The sequence below is a fragment of the Streptomyces bathyalis genome (genome assembly GCF_015910445.1).
GTDB classification, from domain to species: Bacteria; Actinomycetota; Actinomycetes; order Streptomycetales; family Streptomycetaceae; genus Streptomyces; species Streptomyces bathyalis.
In genome coordinates, this window is record NZ_CP048882.1 from 2,869,401 (window position 1) to 2,887,961 (window position 18,561).

Here is an 18,561-nt window from a genome sequence, read left to right on the forward strand (position 1 = left end):
TTGCTGAGCGAGATCACTGTCAGGCCCCTCCGGTTCCGGCGGCGACGAGGACGACGGCCACGGTGAGCAGCAGCGAGCCCACGATCAGCGCGCCGAGGTAGGTCTGCGTGTTGCCGGTCTGCGTGCGGCGCACGAGGGTGCCGAGCAGCCGGGGCCCGAGGCCGGCCCCTCGTACGTAGGTGTCGATGACCTCACGGTCGACGAAGCGCACCAGGCGCGCCGCGGCCCTGGTGGGACGCACGAACAGCGCGCTGTAGGCGGCGTCCAGGCGGAAGCCGTGCGCGGCGGTCCCGTGCAGGGGGCCCAGCAGCAGGCGTCCCGGGTCGGCGGGGTCGGGGGCGGAGGCGATGTCCCCGTAGACGGGTTCGTGCGTGGCGATGGCCTCGGCCTCGGAGAGGGCCGGGTCGCCGTGCGGGTGTGCGACGACGGCTCCCATGGGCGCGCGGGAGGCGGCGAGCGCGGTGGTGTGCCGCCACGCCGCGTACATCACCAGACCGCCGGCGAGCGCGATGCCGGTGGCGAGCACGGACGTCGGAAGGGAGGGAGCGAGCGATTCGCTGTCGAACCAGCCCGGCAGCGCGCCGAAGGCGAGTCCGAGCCCGATCGACGGCACGGCCAGGACCCACAGCACGACGTTCATCACGACCGGTTCGCGCCCCTGTTCCTCGGCCGCCTCGCGCGGCCCTTCGCCGCGGAAGGCGAGCAGCCACAGGCGTGTGGCGTACGCCGCGGTCAGCAGCGCGCCGAGCATTCCGGCCACGAGCACGACCCAGCCGCCCGCCGGGGTGACGCCGCCGTGCGCCTCGCCGAACGCGGCGTGCTCCGCGGCGCCCAGCACCGCCTCCTTGGAGAAGAAGCCGCTGAAGGGGGGCACGGCGGCCAGGGCGAGCAGCCCGATCGTCATCGTCCAATAGGCGTCGGGGGCGATCTTGTTGAGGCCGCCCATGCGGGACATGGCAGCGAGCGAGTTGGTGCCTGCCGCATGGATGACGACGCCCGCGGCGAGGAAGAGCAGTGCCTTGAACGCTCCGTGCGTGAGGAGGTGGAAGACGGCGGCGCCGCGGTCGGCGACGGCCAGCGCCCCTGCCATGTAGGCGAGTTGACCGATCGTCGAGTAGGCGAGGACGCGTTTGATGTCGTCCTGCGCGAGCGCGGAAAGAGCCGATCCGACGATCGTGACCGCCGCCATCACCGCCAGCACGACGAGCGCGGCGGCCGAGGCCGCGAAGACCGGCAGCAGCCGGGCGACGAAGTACACGCCGGCGGCGACCATCGTGGCCGCGTGGATCAGCGCGGAGACGGGTGTGGGACCCGCCATCGCGTCCGGCAGCCAGGTGTTCAGCGGGAACTGCGCGGACTTGCCCGCCACACCGGCGAGCAGCAGCAGCGCGATGAGAGTCGGGTGCGTCAGCTCGAACTGCGCGAGCTGGGAGGTGAGTTTGCCGGTGATGCCGCTGATGCGGAACGTTCCCGCCTCGGTGGCCAGCACGAGGATGCCGATGAGGAAGGGCACGTCGCCGAGCTTGGTGACGAGGAAGGCCTTGATCGACGCGTCCCGGGCGACGCGCGTCTCCCAGTAGTGGCCCACGAGGAAGTACGAGCAGATGCCCATGACTTCCCAGCCGACGAGCAGGACGATGAGGTCGTCCGCGTAGACGACGAGCAGCATCGCGGCGGTGAAGAGGGAGACGAACGCGGCGTAGCTCGCGTAGCGCGGGTCCTCGCGCAGATAGCCGGTCGAGTACAGCTGCACGCAGGAGGCGACGACGCCGACCAGGACCGCGACGAGGACGGCGAACCCGTCGAGTTGCAGGGCCAGTTGGACGGGGAGGGCGGCGGAGCCCGTAGGCGTGAGCTCGGTAGCGGCCCTCAGGGGCTCTCCGCCGCCCTGCCGCACGGCGACCGTGATGGCGAACGCCGTCGAGAGGAGAGTGGGAAGCACGGCCAGCGGCCGGGCGAAGCCGGGTGCGCGCCGGCCGGTGAGCAGGCCCACGACGGCGCCCATGAAGGGCAGCAGGGGGACGAGGGCGGCAAGGGTCGTGGTGCTCACGCTGTCTGCCTCCCGCTGTCGGTGGATGCGGTCACGCCGGCCGTACCGCTCGTTCTCCCGCCGGCCGCACCGCCCGGTTCGCCGGGGCGGTCCGCCTCGTCACCGTCCGCGCCGGGGCCGCCCTCACGGAGATCTCTGAGCCGGTCGATGTCGGAGGTGCCGCGGCTGCGGTACACCAGCAGCACGATGGCGAGGCCGATGCCGATCTCGGCGGCGGCGATGGCGATGGTGAAGAGGGCGAGCGCCTGTCCCGTGTGGAGCTCCTCGCGGAGCCAGACGTCGAAGGCGACGAGGTTGAGGTTGACGGCGTTGAGCATCAACTCGACCGACATCAGCATGAGGATGGCGTTGCGGCGCGCGAGGACGCCGTAGAGACCGGCGGAGAAGAGCAGGGCTGCGAGCACGGCCGGGTACGCGAGATGCATCAGCGCTGCCCCTCCTCGTTCTTCTCCGGCGCCGCCCGTCGGGAGAGGACTATGGCACCGACGAGCGCCGCGAGCAGCAGTACGGACAAGGCTTCGAAGGGAAGAACCCAGCCGCGGAAGAGCGCCTCGCCCGTGACCCGGGTCGATCCCCCGGCGGCGACGTCCAGGTCGATCCAGGTGGTGCGGAAGGCGTCGACGACGAGCGTGACGAGCGTCGCCGCCGAGGCGACGGCGACGAGGAGCGCGATCCACCGGTTTCCGGAGTCGGCGTCCGGCGAGCGCCCTATGGGCGCCTTGGTGAGCATCAGCCCGAAGAGGAGGAGCACGACCACCGAGCCCACGTAGATCAGGACCTGGACCCAGGCGATGAACTCGGCCGTGAGGAGCAGGTATTCGACGGCCACACCGCCGAGCGCCGCCACCAGCCACAGGGCGGCGTGCACGAGCTGCTTGGTGGTGACGGTGACGAGTGCGGCGCCGAAGGTGGCCAGCCCCACGAGCACGAAGACGATCTCGACCCCGGTGGGTGAGAGGAACCCGGGATGGGCGGCTGCCGCGGCGAGGATCACCGATCGCCCTCCTGCTCGTCCCGCGCCGTCGCGGACGGGCCGGACGGGTCCGTCCCGGTCTCTCGCGGGGGCTCGCTCTCCCCGTCGGACTCGGCCTGCTGCTCGGACTCGGCCTGCTGCGCCGCGAGTTTGTCCGCGGCCTTGTGCGCGGCGCCGAGCTCCTTCGGCTCCTCGGCCGCGGGATCCAGCGGCGGCGGCTCCGGCACCGTCCACATCCACTCACGGAGCTTGTCCCGCTCGTGGGTGAGGTCGCGGATATCGGTCTCGGCGTACTCGAACTCCGGTGACCAGAACAGCGCGTCGAAGGGGCAGACATCGATGCAGATGCCGCAGTACATGCACAGCGCGAAGTCGATCGCGAAGCGGTCCAGGACGTTGCGGCTGCGCTCCCGGCCCCCGGGGGTGGCGGCGGGCATCGTCTCCTTGTGCGAGTCGATGTAGATGCACCAGTCGGGGCACTCGCGGGCGCACAGCATGCAGACCGTGCAGTTCTCCTCGAAGAGCCCGATCACCCCGCGGCTGCGCGGCGGCAGTTGGGGCAGGGAGTCGGGGTAGTGCGCGGTGACCGAACGGCGCGTCATCGTGCGAAGGGTGACGGCCAGCCCCTTGGCGAGTCCGGAGCCGGGCACGGGCATTACTGGATCACCACCTTGACGACGCCGGTGAGGGCGATCTGGAGAAGGGCGAGCGGGACGAGCACGGTCCAGGCCACGCGCTGGATCTGGTCCTCACGCAGACGCGGATAGCTCACCCGCAGCCAGATGACGACGAAGGCGAGGACGGCCGTCTTCAACAGCGTCCACACCCAGCCGAGTTCACTGTCGGACGGGCCGTGCCAGCCACCCAGGAAGAGCACGGCCGTCAGCGCGGAGAGCACGACGATGCCCGCGTACTCGGCGAGCAGGAAGAGCGCGAACCGCAGTCCTGTGTACTCGGTGTAGGCACCGAAGATGATCTCGGAGTCGGCGACCGGCGCGTCGAACGGCGGCCGCTGGAGCTCCGCGAGACCGGCGGTGAAGAAGACCAGCCCGCCGATGATCTGCCACGGCAGCCACCACCACTGCCAGGCGTCCAGGATGCCCGGGAGCGAGAGGGTGCCCGCGGCCATCGCGACGGAGGCGGCGGCCAGCAGCATGGGGAGTTCGTACGCCAGGAGCTGTGCCGCCGTACGGAGCCCGCCGAGCAGCGAGAACTTGTTGTTGGAGGCCCAGCCGCCCATCAGCGAGCCGAGCACGCCCACGCCCATCACGGCGAGCACGAAGAAGACGCCGGCATCGACGACCTGGCCGACCGCGTCGCCCTTCCCGACGGGAATGGCGATCAGCACGATGAGGTACGGCAACAGCGCGATGGCCGGGGCCAGTTGGAAGACCCGGCGGTCGGCACCGCTCGGCACGATGTCTTCCTTCTGCGCGAACTTCACGCCGTCCGCGACGAGTTGCGCCCAGCCGTGGAAGCCGCCCGCGTACATGGGGCCCACGCGGCCCTGCATGTGGGCCATCGCCTTGTGCTCCGCCTGTCCGACGATCAGCGGAAGCAGCAGGAAGGCCAGCAGCACGGCGAGCAGCCGCCAGAGGACGTCCGCCACATCCATCAGGCGCCCTCCTCCGTCTGCCCGTCACCGGACCCACTGCCGGCGTCGCCGCCGTCGCCCTCACCCCGGTCGCCGTCACTCGCGTCACGTCCGCCACCGCTGTCACGCTTGGCCGGGCGGGCATCGTGCCACGGCGCGTCGGAGGCAGGGGAGGCACCGGACGCACCCGGCGTCCGCTTCTCCTCTGGAGGCTGCTCCCGCGTGCGGTCCGTTGCCTGGTCCTGGGCCCCGTCCTGGGCCCGGTCCTGGGCCCCGTCCTGGGCCTGTTCGGGCGCCCGTTCCTGAGCCCGGTCCCGGGCCGGGTGCTGCTCTGACGGCTGCCCGGCCTGCTCTGACGGCTGCCCGGCCCGCTCGCCGGGCTGCCGCGCACCGTCGTCCTGCGGCTCGCCCGTCTCCCCGGCACCGCGCTGGCTGGCGGAGCCCGCGCTCGCCGACCGGGCTCGCCGGGCCGGGCGTTCCGCCGCACCCGCACGCCCCGCACGTCCGCGCGCGGGACGGGACGGCACGGGCGGAAGCTGCCCCTTCAGCGGGCCCCACTCGTTGGGGTCGGGGACGCCGGGCGGCAGCATCTGCCTGCGCTTCGGCGCACCGTGGGACGACTCGCCGGGCTCCACCGCGCCGGGCCACGCCTTGGCCACCCGTGCGGCGAGCACGAAGTCCTTGCGCAGCGGATGCCCTTCGAAGGACTCGGGCAGCAGCAGAGGAGTCAGATCGGGGTGGTCGGTGAAGGCCACTCCGAACATCTCGTGGGTCTCGCGCTCGTGCCAGGCCGCACCCGCGAAGACACCGGTCGCCGTGGCCAGTACGGGCGCCTCGTGCGGCACCGTCGTACGCAGCAGCAGCCGGTGCACGGGACCACCGGGCCGCCCCGCGTCCGGCAGCGCGGCCACGTGCGCGCACACCTGGAAGCCGGTGCCCGGCTCGTCCACCGCGCTCAGCCAGTCGAAGAAGCGGCAGCCGAGGGCGTCCCGGGCGGTTTCCAGCGCTGGAATCCAGGAACCGGGCGGCACGTCGACGGTCAGCAGGCCGTACGCCTCCTCGGCGCGCGCTCCCTCGCCGAACAGCGCCTCGGCACCGTCGGGCAGCCAGCCGGCCGGCGTCGTCGCGGACTCGGGCAGCGCGGGGGCGGCCGCCTCGTCCTGCTCGGGTGCGGATTGCTCACCGGAGGAGGCGGGGGCTCCGTCCGCCCCGCTCGCCCCGCGCGGCTCGCGCCGCTCGCGCGGCTCGCCCGGCTCGTCGGTCTGCTTCGGCTCGTCGGGCCCGGTCACCGGCCGTCGCCCTCCTCAGGCGCGCGGCCCGGCTCCCCGCCGGTGTCCGCGTCCTTCGCGGGCGGCGGCGCGACCAGGCCGCTCTTCAGCGCGGCGGCCGACGGACGCCGACCGGCGCCCTTGCCCGGCTCCGGCCCGGCGGACGGCCCGTACCGCTCCGCCGTCGACTCCTGCGCGATCTTCTCCTGGAGCTTCAGCACGCCCTGAAGCAGCGCCTCGGGCCGCGGCGGGCAGCCCGGCACGTACACGTCGACGGGGATGATCTGGTCGACGCCCTTCGTGACGGAGTACGAATCCCAGTACGGGCCACCGCAGTTGGAGCAGGCCCCGAAGGAGATCACGTACTTCGGCTCCGGCATCTGCTCGTACAGCCGCTTCACCGCGGGCGCCATCTTGTCCGTGACCGTCCCCGAGACGACCATCAGGTCCGCCTGCCTGGGGCCGGGCGCGAAGGGGATGACGCCGAGGCGGATGAAGTCGTGCCGGGCCATCGAAGCGGCGATGAACTCGATGGCGCAGCAGGCGAGTCCGAAGTTGAAGACCCAGAGGCTGTACCGGCGGCCCCAGTTGAGGATGACCTTCATCGGTTCGGGGGCGAGCCTGGCCAGCGGGCCGATCGCCCTCGCCGCCACCGTTCCGGCGCCGGATGCCGCCGGCGGTGCCGGGTCCGGGAGGTCCACCGGACCTCGCCCCGTGTTCGTCACGTCCATTCCAGGACGCCCTTCTTCCACGCGTACAGCAGGCCCACGGTGAGGAACCCCAGGAAGATGAACATCTCCGTCAGCGTGATGCCGCCGAACCCGGGCTCCGCGAAGACGGTCGCCCACGGAAAGAGGAAGACCGAGTCGACGGCGAAGATCACATACAGGAAGGCGTAGACGTAGTAGCGGATCTGCGTATGGGCCCAGCCCTCTCCGACCGGGTCGACTCCGCATTCGTACGTGAGGAACTTCTCACGGGTCGGCACCACCGGCCGCAGCAGCCGGCCGGCCCCGAAGGCCACGGCGACGAAGAGCACTCCGACCACCGCGACCAGCCCGACGACCGAATAGCCGTGGAAATAGTCCGGCACGTCCGCCCTTCCTCACTCGCAGGCTGCTCGCCGCTCGCTGTGTCGGTGTTCCCCGGCGCGGTGCGCCGGCCGCGAGGGCCGCGATCCGGCGCGCACCGTGGGCGACTTTCACCACGCCTTCCGCGTCATGCGTCCAGCGCTTTGTACGCAGGGGAGTCTAGGGCGTGCGCGCAATCTTTCACCCGGCGGGACCGGGCAGCCGATTCCATGCCGCATGTGCCCCTGTATGGGGCCGTTGTCGCCGGAAACCGCCCCTTGCCATGCCGCGTACGGCCGGAGAAAATCGCACAACGCTTGTCGGGGGCCACTCAATTCCCTGTTTTCCACGGCGATTTGGTGCGTCTCTGCCGGGCTACGCGCGTAACCCCCCACGAGAGGAAAAACCCGTGCAGAAGCAGCGGAAGAAGATAGCGAGACTCATAGCGGGTGCCGCTGTGGCGCTCGCGGCCGTGAGCCTCGCCCCCATGGGCATCGCCATGGCCGGCGAGGACGGCGCGGCGAAGGCCACCTCGCAGTCGAGCGTCGAGCAGCACTCCGACGACATCAGCGCCAAGATCGTCGGCGGCACCGAGGCCAAGAAGGGCGAGTTCCCGTGGATGGTCCGCCTGTCCATGGGCTGCGGCGGTGCGCTGTTCGAGAAGGACGTCGTCCTGACCGCCGCCCACTGTGTGGACGGTAGCGGCCCGAACGACAGCATCACGGCCACCGGCGGCGTCGTCGACCTCGAGGACGCCGACAAGGTCGAGGTGAAGTCCAAGGAGGTCCTGCAGGCCCCGGGTTACGACGGCAAGGGCAAGGACTGGGCGCTGATCAAGCTGGCCAAGCCGATCGACCAGGAGACGCTGCCGATCGCCGAGGACGACGCCAACAACAAGGGCACCTTCACCGTCGCCGGCTGGGGCGCGGACAAGGAAGGCGGCGAGCAGCAGCAGAAGATGCTGAAGGTCGACGTTCCGTTCGTCGACGACGACACCTGCAAGGGTGCCTACAGCGAGCTCGTCGTGGGCGAGGAGCTGTGCGCCGGTGACATGGAGAAGGGCGGCATCGACAGCTGCCAGGGCGACTCCGGCGGCCCGATGTTCATCAAGGACGAGAACGACAAGTTCGTCCAGGTCGGCATCGTGAGCTGGGGCGAGGGTTGCGCCCGCAAGGGCAAGCCCGGTGTCTACACCGAGGTGAGCAACTTCGCGGCCGACATCAAGAAGGCGGCGGCCGACCTGGGCTGACGCCCGGCCGTACGGTCCCGTTCATCTGACGACGACGCCCGTGCCTGCGCCTCCGCGCAGCGCGGGCGTTGTCGTGCGCAGGCGCTGTCGTCCGGAGGCGCTGTCGTGCGCAGGCGCTGTCGTGCGCAGGCGTTGTCGTGCGCGGGGGCGAGGGGCGACCGCGGGCCGTGGTGGGGTTAACCCCACGCCGTCCCCCCGCCCTACCCCATGGCGCCACCCCCCGTCACCCGGCAGTCTTGGCCCATGACCGCGAGTGCACACCGTCCTGGTGCCGGGGAACCTCACGACGAACGCCTTCCGCCGCCGGCGCCGGTGCTCGGCGCGCAGACGTGGCGCGAGATCGTTCATCTGCTGAGCAACATGCCGGTCGGTGTGGCGGGCTTCGCCTACGTCACGGTGTTCATCTCCGCCGGCGCGGCGCTCTCGTTCACTCTGGTCGGGCTCCCGCTGCTCGCGATCACGCTGGTCGGCGTCCGTCCGCTGGGACGTTTCGAGCGGGCGCGTGCAAGGAAGCTGCTGCGCGTGCACGTGGAGGAGCCGAGCCCGCTGCGTGCGCGTGAGCGCGGGTTCCTGCCCTGGCTGTGGACGCGGCTGAGGGACTCGGTGGCCTGGCGGCACGTGCTCTACTTCTTCGTCCGCCTGCCCTGGGACTGGCTCACCTTCGGGCTGGTCCTGCCCGCGCTGTTCGTGGCCTGGCCGGTGCTGCCGTGGCTGACGCGCGGCCTGACCAATGTCGACCGCGCGTTCGTACGTGCACTGCTCTCACCCTCGGACGAACTGGAGCGGCGCATCGCCGAGCTGGAGTCGGATCGTGGTTCGGTGGTCGACACCGCCGCCGCCGACCTGCGCCGCATCGAACGCGACCTCCACGACGGCGCCCAAGCACGCCTCGTCGCCCTCGCCATGGACCTCGGCCTCGCCAAGGAAAAACTCCTCGAAGACCCCCAAGCAGCCGCCGCCATGGTCGGCGAAGCACACGGCGAAGTGAAACTCGCCCTCCAAGAACTCCGCGACCTCGCCCGCGGAATCCACCCCGCCATCCTCACCGACCGCGGCCTGGGCCCCGCCCTCTCATCACTCGCCGCACGCTGCACCGCCGACGTCACCGTCACCGTCGACCTCGACACCCGCCCCGCCCAAGCCATCGAAGGCATCACCTACTTCACCGTCTCCGAACTCCTCCAGAACATCAGCAAACACTCCGCCGCCCACACCGCACGCATCGACCTGTGGCGCACCGAAGACCGACTCCTCCTCCACGTCACCGACGACGGACACGGCGGCGCCAACACCACCACCGGCACCGGACTCGCCGGACTCACCGAACGCCTCACCGCCGTCGACGGCCTCCTCGCCATCAACTCCCCCACCGGCGGCCCCACCACCATCACCGCCGAACTCCCCTGGCGGGGGCGGGACGAAGACCAAGGGCGAGGCAGCGACAGCACGGCTCCCCGCAAGCGCGGGCGCAGGCAGCGCCTGCGGAGCGGCTGACTCCGGCCCGCCGGAGCCGCTGCCTCCTGGACCAGGGCCCCGCCGTCACCAGGGGTGGGGTAAACCCCCGCCACGAGACGCGTGCTCACGCCATGGCCGCGGAACGTGCCGTCGGCGGATTCTGTGAGTGAGGCTCGCGTGGGCCGTGCACCGGGCCCGGCCCCGGCTCGCCACCCCGCCGGGCCCGCCTCGCGCCCGGTGCGCGTACGGCATCCGCCCCACGGACCCGGAAGGACGGGCACATCCCATGGCCACCGCATCCGACATTGCGCGGCCCCGCCCCCACGGGGTGCCGGGTGTGCTGCGCGCCCCCTTCGAGGGCCGCACCTGGCTGGAGTTCCTGCACGTCGTCACGGGCATGCCGCTGGCGTGCGTGTACTTCGCGTACGCGGTCACGACGCTCTCGACGGGCGCCGGGCTGCTGATCACCTTCCTCGGAGTGCCCATCCTCGCCGCGGGCCTGCTGGGCTGCCGCGCGGTCGGCCGCCTGGAGCGGGCACGCGCAAGGGTGCTGCTGCGCCTGGAGATCGCCGAGCCCGAGCCCGTACGGACGCTCCAGCGGCGCAACGGGCTCATGGCGTGGGTGGGGGCGCTGCTGCGCAGCGGCGTCTCCTGGCGGCACCTGCTCTACACGGTGCTGCACTTCCCGTGGGCGGTCTTCTCCTTCGTCGTCACTGTCGTCCTGTGGACCCTGGCGTGGCCGCTGGCGCTGTATCCCGCCTGGCAGTGGGTCTATCCGCGGTACCTGGACCAGCCCGGCATCGGGTGGTCCGAAGGCCGCACCGCGGGCTGGTACGCGGACCGGCCGCTGGAGCTGCTGGCCGTCGCCGCGACGGGAGCGGCGCTGCTGCTGGTCACGCCGTGGGTCGTGCGGGGACTCACCCAGGTCGACCGTCTGATGGTGCTCGGGCTGCTCGGCCCGTCCTCCCTCGCGACGCGCGTACGGGAGCTGGAGTCGGATCGTGGTTCGGTGGTCGACACCGCCGCCGCCGACCTGCGCCGCATCGAACGCGACCTCCACGACGGCGCCCAAGCACGCCTCGTCGCCCTCGCCATGGACCTCGGCCTCGCCAAGGAAAAACTCCTCGAAGACCCCCAAGCAGCCGCCGCCATGGTCGGCGAAGCACACGGCGAAGTGAAACTCGCCCTCCAAGAACTCCGCGACCTCGCCCGCGGAATCCACCCCGCCATCCTCACCGACCGCGGCCTGGGCCCCGCCCTCTCAGCACTCGCCGCACGCTGCACCGCCGACGTCACCGTCACCGTCGACCTCGACACCCGCCCCGCCCAAGCCATCGAAGGCATCACCTACTTCACCGTCTCCGAACTCCTCCAGAACATCAGCAAACACTCCGCCGCCCACACCGCACGCATCGACCTGTGGCGCACCGAAGACCGACTCCTCCTCCACGTCACCGACGACGGACACGGCGGCGCCAACACCACCACCGGCACCGGACTCGCCGGACTCACCGAACGCCTCACCGCCGTCGACGGCCTCCTCGCCATCAACTCCCCCACCGGCGGCCCCACCACCATCACCGCCGAACTCCCCTGGCGTGACTGACCCGCGCCCGTACCCGAGCGGGGCGGCAACCTGCCGCCCCGCTGCCGCGTCCCCCCGTCCGGCGGCCCGGCTTCTGGAATGCTGAGCGCGTCGCAGGCGTCTTAGAGAGCAGGACGCAGGGAGAAACCGGGGGCCGTGAATGGCGAAGGACGTGGAGGACAGGGTGCGCGTGGTCATCGCCGAGGACTCGGTGCTGCTGCGCGAGGGCCTGACCCGGCTGCTCACGGACCGGGGCCACGAGGTCGTCGCGGGCGTCGGGGACGGCGACGCGCTGGTCAAGACGGTCGCCGACCTCGCCGCCGCGGGCTCACCGCCGGACGTGGTGGTCGCGGACGTACGGATGCCGCCGACCCACACGGACGAGGGTGTGCGCGCCGCCATCGCACTCCGCGAGGCCCACGCCGACCTGGGCGTCCTGGTGCTTTCGCAGTACGTGGAGGAGCAGTACGCCACCGAACTGCTCGCCGGCTCCAGCAGCGGCGTGGGCTACCTGCTCAAGGACCGCGTGGCCGAGGTGCGGGAGTTCGTGGACGCGGTGGTCCGTGTCGCCCATGGCGGCACGGCGCTCGACCCGGAGGTGGTGGCCCAGCTGCTGGGCCGCAGCCGCAAGCAGGACGTACTGGCGGCGCTGACTCCGCGCGAGCGGGAGGTGCTGGGGCTGATGGCGGAGGGCCGGACGAACTCCGCGATCGCACAGCAGCTCGTGGTCAGCCACGGCGCCGTCGAGAAGCACGTGAGCAACATCTTCATGAAGCTGGGTCTGTCACAGAGTGACGCTGATCACCGCCGCGTGCTGGCGGTGCTGACGTACATCAACTCCTAGCCGTGCCGGCCGAGGGCCGCCGCAGGTCCCCGGCAGGTCCGGCATCCGGTCGCAGGCGTCCTGAGCAGGGCGTACGGCGGCCGGCGCAAAGGAGGAGGAGAGTCGCACAGGGTACGGATCCGGAGGCCACCGGGCGTCTCACGTACTCGTCCGCGATGTGGTCACTCCAGGGAAGGTAACCCTTACCGACGTACGATGGCTGGCGAGCACGCCGCCTCGAGGAGGTCCGATCCACCGTGACCAACCAGGTCAACAGCCCGGCCGGGCAGCGCCCGGGCGCCGATGAACCCGCCGCTCGCGGGACGAACGGCTCAGACGCCGTCGATGCCGTCGGCGCGAACGGGGGCGCCCGCCCTGCTTCCGGCAAAGAGGTGCGGCGCCTGGAACGCGTGATCATCCGCTTCGCCGGAGACTCGGGCGACGGAATGCAGCTGACCGGGGACCGCTTCACTTCGGAGACGGCCTCCTTCGGCAACGACCTCTCGACGCTGCCGAACTTCCCGGCGGAGATCCGCGCCCCCGCGGGCACGCTCCCGGGCGTCTCCTCCTTCCAGCTGCACTTCGCGGACCACGACATCCTCACGCCGGGCGACGCGCCCAACGTCCTCGTCGCGATGAACCCCGCGGCGCTGAAGGCGAACATCGGCGACGTGCCGCGCGGCGCGGAGATCATCGTCAACACCGACGAGTTCACCAAGCGCGCCATGGCCAAGGTCGGCTACGACGTCAGCCCGCTCGAGGACGGCTCGCTCGACGGCTACCGGGTGCACGAGGTGCCGCTCACCACGCTGACCGTGGAGGCGCTGAAGGAGTTCGACGTCGGCCGCAAGGACGCGGGCCGCTCGAAGAACATGTTCGCCCTGGGCCTGCTGTCGTGGATGTACAACCGTCCGACCGAGCAGACCGAGCACTTCCTGCGGACCAAGTTCGCCAAGAAGCCGCAGGTGGCCCAGGCCAACATCGCCGCATACCGGGCCGGCTGGAACTTCGGCGAGACCACCGAGGACTTCGCCGTCTCCTACGAGGTGGCGCCGGCCACCACCGCGTTCCCGCCCGGGACGTACCGGAACATCTCCGGCAACCTGGCCCTCGCGTACGGGCTGATCACCGCCTCCCAGCAGTCCGAACTGCCGCTCTTCCTCGGCTCGTACCCCATCACCCCCGCCTCGGACGTGCTGCACGAGCTGTCCCGGCACAAGAACTTCGGGGTGCGCACGTTCCAGGCCGAGGACGAGATCGCCGGCATCGGCGCAGCGCTGGGCGCGGCCTTCGGCGGCGCGCTCGGCGTGACGACGACCTCCGGGCCGGGCGTGGCGCTGAAGTCGGAGACCATCGGCCTCGCGGTCTCGCTGGAACTGCCGCTGCTGATCGTCGACATCCAGCGCGGCGGCCCCTCCACGGGTCTCCCCACGAAGACCGAGCAGGCCGACCTGCTCCAGGCCATGTACGGACGCAACGGCGAGGCTCCGGTGCCGGTCATCGCGCCGTCCACGCCGGCCGACTGCTTCACCGCGGCCCTGGAGGCGGCGCGCATCGCGCTGACGTACCGCACTCCGGTCTTCCTGCTCTCCGACGGCTACCTCGCCAACGGCTCCGAACCGTGGCGCGTACCGGAGCCCGGTGAACTGCCGGACCTGCGCGTGCAGTTCGCCCAGTTGCCGAACCACCGCCTCGACGACGGCACCGAGGCCTTCTGGCCGTACAAGCGCGATCCGCAGACCCTGGCGCGGCCCTGGGCCGTACCGGGCACGCCCGGCCTCGAACACCGCATCGGCGGCATCGAGAAGCAGGACGGTACCGGCAACATCTCCTACGACCCGGCCAACCACGATCTGATGGTGCGCACGCGTCAGGCCAAGATCGACGGCATCGACGTCCCCGACGTCGTGGCCGACGACCCTGACGGCCTCGCGACCACGCTCGTGCTGGGCTGGGGGTCGACCTACGGGCCGGTCACCGCGGCCGTCCGCCGGCTGCGCAGGGACGGGCAGCACATCGCGCAGGCACACCTGCGCCATCTCAACCCGTTCCCGTCCAACCTCGGCGCTGTGCTGAGGCGTTACGAGAGGGTGATCATCCCCGAGATGAACCTGGGCCAGCTGGCCACCCTGATCCGCGCCGAGTACCTCGTCGACGCCCACTCCTACACCCAGGTCAACGGCATGCCCTTCAAGGCCGAGCAGCTCGCGACCGCACTGAAGGAGGCCTCCCTCGATGACTGAGACGACCGGGACACCCCGGGAGAGCCAGGCTCTCTCGCTGGTGCCGAAGGCCGAAGCCGAGCAGAGCATGAAGGACTTCAAGTCCGACCAGGAAGTGCGCTGGTGCCCCGGCTGCGGTGACTACGCAGTACTGGCCGCCGTGCAGGGCTTCATGCCGCAGCTCGGCCTGGCCAAGGAGAACATCGTCTTCGTCTCCGGGATCGGCTGCTCCTCCCGCTTCCCGTACTACATGAACACCTACGGGATGCACTCGATCCACGGCCGTGCGCCCGCCATCGCCACCGGCCTCGCGAGCACGCGGCGCGACCTGTCGGTGTGGGTCGTCACGGGCGACGGCGACGCGCTGTCCATCGGCGGCAACCACCTCATCCACACGCTGAGGCGCAACGTGAACCTGAAGATCCTGCTCTTCAACAACCGGATCTACGGGCTCACCAAGGGCCAGTACAGCCCCACGTCGGAGACAGGAAAGATCACCAAGTCGACGCCGATGGGGTCGCTGGACTCCCCGTTCAATCCCGTCTCGCTGGCGCTGGGCGCGGAGGCGTCCTTCGTGGCCCGCACGGTCGACTCGGACCGCAAGCACCTCACGAGCACGCTGCGGGCGGCGGCCGACCACCACGGCACCGCGCTGGTGGAGATCTACCAGAACTGCAACATCTTCAACGACGGTGCGTTCGAGGCCCTCAAGGACAAGCAGCAGGCCCAGGAGGCAGTGATCCGCCTGGAGCACGGCGAACCGATCCGCTTCGGGGCTCCCGGCGAGGACGGCCTGGGCTCGAAGGGCGTCGTCCGCGACCCGGCCACCGGTGACCTGCGCGTCATCGACATCGCGGAGGAGGGCAGCGACGGGGTGCTCGTGCACGACGCGTACGCGGAGTCCCCGACGACGGCGTTCGCGCTCTCGCGCCTGGCCGACCCGGAGACCCTGCACCGCACGCCGATCGGGGTGCTCAGGGACGTGAACCGGCCCGTGTACGACGCGGACATGAACACGCAGCTCGAGGCGGCCGTGGAGAACCAGGGCAAGGGTGACCTCGGGGCGCTGCTCGCGGGCAACGACAACTGGACTGTCGCCGGCTGACGCGAGCGTTCAACTCGGGCGCGGCCCCGCCGGATTCCTTCCGGAGGGGCCGCGTCTCACTGTGCGGCGGTGCCGCTGCCCAGCCCTGCTGCGCTGTCAGTACCGTCATGTGAAACGGAGATGACAGCTGCTTTCCGCGGGCGTTACGGTCGATGCGGCATCGGCGGCTCTTCCGAGACCCGAGGAGGACGGTTCGTGGGAACCCGAAGCGACCAGCGCACCGGCCTTCTCTACGGCTTCGCGGCCTACGGCCTCTGGGGGATCCTCCCGCTCTACTGGCACCTGCTGGAATCCACCAACCCCGGCGAGGTGCTCGCACACCGGATGGTGTGGTCCCTGCCGACGGCACTGGTGCTGCTCGCCGTGCTGCGGCGCTGGTCATGGATCCGTCCGCTGCTGCGGCAGCCCAAGCGGCTCGGCCTCGTCGTCGTTGCCGCCGCGGCGATCTCCGTGAACTGGGGGCTGTTCATCTGGTCGGTGAGCGTCGGCAGGGTCCTGGAGTCCTCCCTCGGCTACTTCATCAATCCGCTGGTCTCCATCGCGTTCGGCGTGCTGCTGCTGCGTGAACGGCTGCGGCCCGCTCAGTGGACAGCCGTGGGCATCGGCGGTGTCGCGGTGACCGTCCTCAGCATCGGGTACGGGCAGGTGCCGTGGCTGTCGATCGCGCTCGCCCTCTGCTTCGCCACGTACGGGCTCGTCAAGAAGCGCATCCTGCTGGACGGTGTCGACAGCTTCAGCGCCGAGACCGCCGTCCAGTTCGTGCCCGCCATGGGCTTCCTGATCTACCTCGGTGCCAGGGGTGAGGGTTCGTTCATCTCCGGCGGCGTGGGCCACGCGTTGCTGCTCGCCGTCTCCGGTGTGGTCACCGCGGTTCCGCTGATCTTCTTCGGGAGCGCGGCCGTGCGGCTGCCGCTCTCCACCGTCGGACTGCTCCAGTACGTGGCGCCGGCGCTGATGTTCGTGCTGGGACTGCTGGCCTTCCACGAGGAGATGCCGCCGGAGCGCTGGGCCGGCTTCGTACTGGTCTGGTTCGCGCTGTGCGTGCTCACCTGGGACGCGCTGCGCACCAGGCGCCGGGCACGCGAGGAGCTGCGGAAGGCCGCGGCGCGTGCGGAGGAGTCCGCGGCGACCGGGGACCGGACCCCGGCCACCTCCACGTCTTCTGCCCCCTCCTCCTCGACGGCCGCCTCCGCGTCCTCACCGGCGGCGCCCCCGTCCCCGTCCTCGCAGCCCAGCTCTAGGCAGTGATGTCGCGGACGGTGAACCGCGCCCAGGCCGCGGAGCCGAACACGGCCGTGTACAGCGCCTGGAGGCCGAAGTTCTTCACCAGCTCGTCCCAGTAGACGGGGTCGCGCAGCAGGTCCGCGAAGCTCAGCCAGTAGTGCGGGAAGAGGTAGGGCTGCACGGCGTGCAACTGCGGGATGGTGTCCACGATCTGAACCATGAGCAGCAGACCCACAGTGGCCGCCATCGCGGCGATCCCGCTGTTCGTGAGGGTCGAGATGAACAGACCGAGAGCGGCCAGCCCGGCCAGCGAGACGGCCACGGCCACCGCGATGGCCAGCGCGCGCAGCAGGCCCTCGGAGAGGGGGACCGTCGTCCCCGACAGCAGGGTGACCTCACCGAGCGGGAAGAGGACCGCGCCCGTGGCGAGGGCGAAGACCGCGACGACGAGGGTCGCGGCGAAGCAGAAGACCATCGTGCCCGCGAACTTCACCAGCAGCAGCCGCGTGCGTCCCGCCGGAGCGACCAGGAGATAGCGCAGAGTCCCCGCGTTGGCCTCGCCGGCCACCGAGTCACCCGCGACGACGCCGACCGTCATCGGCAGGAAGAAGGGCAGCGTGGCGGCGAGCGAGGTGAAGACGAGGAACAGGCCGTTGTTGGTGATCTGCGAAATGAACGCCGGTCCGCCGCCGTCGCCTCCGCCGCCCGAACCCCCGTCCCCCGTCTCGATCTTGACCGCGATACCCACCAGCACCGGGATCACCGCGAGCACACCCAGCAGCGTGACGGTGCGCCAGCGGCGGAAGGTCGTGAGCAGTTCGCTGCGCAGCAGACCGGACGTGCGCAGGCGGCTCTTCTCCTCCTGCGGCGCAACGGTCCGGGGAGAGCCGGAGACACCGCCGATGACATCAGCCCGCGACATCGAAGCCCTCCCCTGTGAGCGAGACGAAGATGTCCTCCAGCGACGCGCGCGTCACGCCGAAGCCCCGCACGCGGACCCCGGACCGTACGAGCGCCGCGTTCAGGTCGGCGAGATCCGGCACGCCGGCCGTATCCGGCGATCCGGGTCTTCGCGCCGCCTCCGTCAGCGGAAGTTCGCCCGTGACCTCGTCGCCGAGCACCGTCAGGTCGGCAACGCCGTGCTCCTTCAGTACGCGCGCGGCATCGGCGCCGTCCGGTGTGGTGACGGTGACCCGGCCGCGGGCGCCCGCCGACATATCGGCGACGGTTCCCTGCGTGACGAGCCGCCCCCGGTTCATCACCGCCGTGTGGGTGCAGACCTGCTCGATCTCGTCCAGGAGGTGGGAGGAGAGGAAGACGGTGGTGCCGTCCTGCGCCAACGCCCGTACGAGTGAACGGATTTCGCGCATGCCCTGGGGGTCGAGGCCGTTCGTCGGCTCGTCCAGCACCAGCAGTTCGCGCGGCTTCAGCAGAGCAGCGGCGATACCCAGGCGCTGCTTCATGCCGAGCGAGTACGCCTTCGCCTTCTTGCCCGACGCCGCCGAGAGCCCGACACGCTCCAGCGCGCCCTCGACCCTGGCCTTGCGGGTACGGGGATCTGCCGTGGGATCAGCGGCGTCGTAGCGGTGGAGATTGGCCCGCCCGGAGAGGAAGCCGTAGAGCGCGGGCCCCTCGATGAGCGCACCTACGCGCGGCAGCACACGCCGGGCCGTGGACGGCATCGGCTCGCCCAGCACATGTACGGCGCCCTCGGTGGCGTCGATGAGGCCGAGCAGCATGCGGATCGTGGTGGTCTTGCCCGAGCCGTTGGGCCCGAGGAAGCCGAAGACGCTGCCGCGGGGAACGGCCAGGTCGAGCCCGTCGACGGCGAGTTGACCACCCCGGTAGCGCTTGCTGAGCCCGCGCGTCTCGATGACCGCTGCGTGGGACGGCTGAGCCATGGCGCTCCCGTGGTCTGTCGGTGCAACTGCCTGCGCGACCGT

17 protein-coding genes are annotated in these 18,561 nt (G+C 70.9%); 7 read left to right on the plus strand and 10 right to left on the minus strand.

The annotated features are described in order from the left end of the window. Positions 1 to 19 precede the first annotated feature (19 nt). From G4Z16_RS12410 to G4Z16_RS12445, 8 genes are read right to left on the minus strand one after another with little or no spacing between them, the layout of a single operon-like run. Positions 20 to 2,050 carry an NADH-quinone oxidoreductase subunit 5 family protein gene (locus G4Z16_RS12410; protein ID WP_197350846.1) on the minus strand — a complete coding sequence of 677 codons (2,031 nt, stop codon included), beginning with the start codon at positions 2,048 to 2,050 and terminating at the stop codon, positions 20 to 22. Beyond that, entirely contained in the window at positions 2,047 to 2,475 is a 429-nt protein-coding gene (nuoK, locus tag G4Z16_RS12415) for an NADH-quinone oxidoreductase subunit NuoK (protein WP_197350847.1), read from the minus strand. Before nuoK ends, G4Z16_RS12410 begins: the two co-directional genes overlap by 4 nt. Next, complete coding sequence (locus G4Z16_RS12420) at positions 2,475 to 3,044, minus strand: NADH-quinone oxidoreductase subunit J family protein (RefSeq protein ID WP_197350848.1); 570 nt, start codon at positions 3,042 to 3,044, stop codon at positions 2,475 to 2,477. The genes nuoK and G4Z16_RS12420 overlap by 1 nt, the downstream gene beginning before the upstream one ends. Beyond that, positions 3,041 to 3,679: a NuoI/complex I 23 kDa subunit family protein gene (locus tag G4Z16_RS12425; RefSeq protein ID WP_197350849.1), complete on the minus strand. Its 639-nt coding sequence runs from the start codon at positions 3,677 to 3,679 to the stop codon at positions 3,041 to 3,043. Before G4Z16_RS12425 ends, G4Z16_RS12420 begins: the two co-directional genes overlap by 4 nt. After that, the gene (locus G4Z16_RS12430; RefSeq protein ID WP_197354429.1) at positions 3,679 to 4,641 is read right to left on the minus strand and encodes a complex I subunit 1/NuoH family protein; all 963 of its coding nucleotides are present in this window, start codon (positions 4,639 to 4,641) and stop codon (positions 3,679 to 3,681) included. Before G4Z16_RS12430 ends, G4Z16_RS12425 begins: the two co-directional genes overlap by 1 nt. Further along, positions 4,638 to 5,906, minus strand: coding sequence for an NADH-quinone oxidoreductase subunit C (locus G4Z16_RS12435; protein ID WP_197350850.1), 1,269 nt, complete (start codon positions 5,904 to 5,906; stop codon positions 4,638 to 4,640). Before G4Z16_RS12435 ends, G4Z16_RS12430 begins: the two co-directional genes overlap by 4 nt. Continuing rightward, complete coding sequence (locus tag G4Z16_RS12440; RefSeq protein WP_197350851.1) at positions 5,903 to 6,616, minus strand: NADH-quinone oxidoreductase subunit B; 714 nt, start codon at positions 6,614 to 6,616, stop codon at positions 5,903 to 5,905. Before G4Z16_RS12440 ends, G4Z16_RS12435 begins: the two co-directional genes overlap by 4 nt. Further along, positions 6,607 to 6,978: an NADH-quinone oxidoreductase subunit A gene (locus tag G4Z16_RS12445; RefSeq protein ID WP_197350852.1), complete on the minus strand. Its 372-nt coding sequence runs from the start codon at positions 6,976 to 6,978 to the stop codon at positions 6,607 to 6,609. The genes G4Z16_RS12440 and G4Z16_RS12445 overlap by 10 nt, the downstream gene beginning before the upstream one ends. A gap of 386 nt (positions 6,979 to 7,364) precedes the next feature. Here G4Z16_RS12445 and G4Z16_RS12450 point away from each other — a divergent pair, with 386 nt between their 5' ends. The 7 genes from G4Z16_RS12450 to rarD all read left to right on the plus strand — a co-directional run bounded on the left by G4Z16_RS12450 (position 7,365) and on the right by rarD (position 16,642). Next, entirely contained in the window at positions 7,365 to 8,204 is an 840-nt protein-coding gene (locus tag G4Z16_RS12450) for a serine protease (RefSeq protein WP_246530815.1), read from the plus strand. A 243-nt stretch (positions 8,205 to 8,447) separates the two neighbouring features. Next, positions 8,448 to 9,698 (plus strand): sensor histidine kinase, encoded by a 1,251-nt coding sequence (locus tag G4Z16_RS12455; RefSeq protein WP_197350853.1) that lies wholly within the window; start codon positions 8,448 to 8,450, stop codon positions 9,696 to 9,698. Positions 9,699 to 9,945: 247 nt separating this feature from the next. Further along, positions 9,946 to 11,265 carry a sensor histidine kinase gene (locus tag G4Z16_RS12460; protein ID WP_197350854.1) on the plus strand — a complete coding sequence of 440 codons (1,320 nt, stop codon included), beginning with the start codon at positions 9,946 to 9,948 and terminating at the stop codon, positions 11,263 to 11,265. Between the two features lie 139 nt (positions 11,266 to 11,404). Continuing rightward, entirely contained in the window at positions 11,405 to 12,088 is a 684-nt protein-coding gene (locus G4Z16_RS12465; protein ID WP_281393687.1) for a response regulator transcription factor, read from the plus strand. Positions 12,089 to 12,324: 236 nt separating this feature from the next. After that, positions 12,325 to 14,310 carry a 2-oxoacid:acceptor oxidoreductase subunit alpha gene (locus tag G4Z16_RS12470; protein WP_197350855.1) on the plus strand — a complete coding sequence of 662 codons (1,986 nt, stop codon included), beginning with the start codon at positions 12,325 to 12,327 and terminating at the stop codon, positions 14,308 to 14,310. Continuing rightward, the gene (locus tag G4Z16_RS12475) at positions 14,303 to 15,394 is read left to right on the plus strand and encodes a 2-oxoacid:ferredoxin oxidoreductase subunit beta (protein WP_197350856.1); all 1,092 of its coding nucleotides are present in this window, start codon (positions 14,303 to 14,305) and stop codon (positions 15,392 to 15,394) included. The genes G4Z16_RS12470 and G4Z16_RS12475 overlap by 8 nt, the downstream gene beginning before the upstream one ends. A gap of 195 nt (positions 15,395 to 15,589) precedes the next feature. After that, complete coding sequence (rarD, locus tag G4Z16_RS12480) at positions 15,590 to 16,642, plus strand: EamA family transporter RarD (protein ID WP_246530816.1); 1,053 nt, start codon at positions 15,590 to 15,592, stop codon at positions 16,640 to 16,642. Here rarD and G4Z16_RS12485 read toward each other — a convergent pair. Both G4Z16_RS12485 and G4Z16_RS12490 read right to left on the minus strand, forming a co-directional pair. Further along, positions 16,632 to 17,540 (minus strand): ABC transporter permease, encoded by a 909-nt coding sequence (locus G4Z16_RS12485; RefSeq protein ID WP_197350858.1) that lies wholly within the window; start codon positions 17,538 to 17,540, stop codon positions 16,632 to 16,634. The genes rarD and G4Z16_RS12485 overlap by 11 nt on opposite strands. Beyond that, on the minus strand, positions 17,527 to 18,519 hold the full coding sequence (locus tag G4Z16_RS12490; RefSeq protein WP_197350859.1) for an ABC transporter ATP-binding protein: 993 nt from the start codon (positions 18,517 to 18,519) through the stop codon (positions 17,527 to 17,529). The genes G4Z16_RS12485 and G4Z16_RS12490 overlap by 14 nt, the downstream gene beginning before the upstream one ends. Positions 18,520 to 18,561: the final 42 nt, after the last annotated feature.

What these genes read in the sequence shown, in the direction of transcription:
- nuoK (WP_197350847.1), bottom strand. Translation starts at nt 2,475, where the DNA reads ATGCATCTCGCGTACCCGGCCGTGCTCGCAGCCCTGCTCTTCTCCGCC.
- G4Z16_RS12425 (WP_197350849.1), bottom strand. Translation starts at nt 3,679, where the DNA reads ATGCCCGTGCCCGGCTCCGGACTCGCCAAGGGGCTGGCCGTCACCCTT.
- G4Z16_RS12440 (WP_197350851.1), bottom strand. Translation starts at nt 6,616, where the DNA reads ATGGACGTGACGAACACGGGGCGAGGTCCGGTGGACCTCCCGGACCCG.
- G4Z16_RS12455 (WP_197350853.1), top strand. Translation starts at nt 8,448, where the DNA reads ATGACCGCGAGTGCACACCGTCCTGGTGCCGGGGAACCTCACGACGAA.
- G4Z16_RS12460 (WP_197350854.1), top strand. Translation starts at nt 9,946, where the DNA reads ATGGCCACCGCATCCGACATTGCGCGGCCCCGCCCCCACGGGGTGCCG.
- G4Z16_RS12465 (WP_281393687.1), top strand. Translation starts at nt 11,405, where the DNA reads ATGGCGAAGGACGTGGAGGACAGGGTGCGCGTGGTCATCGCCGAGGAC.
- G4Z16_RS12475 (WP_197350856.1), top strand. Translation starts at nt 14,303, where the DNA reads ATGACTGAGACGACCGGGACACCCCGGGAGAGCCAGGCTCTCTCGCTG.
- G4Z16_RS12485 (WP_197350858.1), bottom strand. Translation starts at nt 17,540, where the DNA reads ATGTCGCGGGCTGATGTCATCGGCGGTGTCTCCGGCTCTCCCCGGACC.
- G4Z16_RS12490 (WP_197350859.1), bottom strand. Translation starts at nt 18,519, where the DNA reads ATGGCTCAGCCGTCCCACGCAGCGGTCATCGAGACGCGCGGGCTCAGC.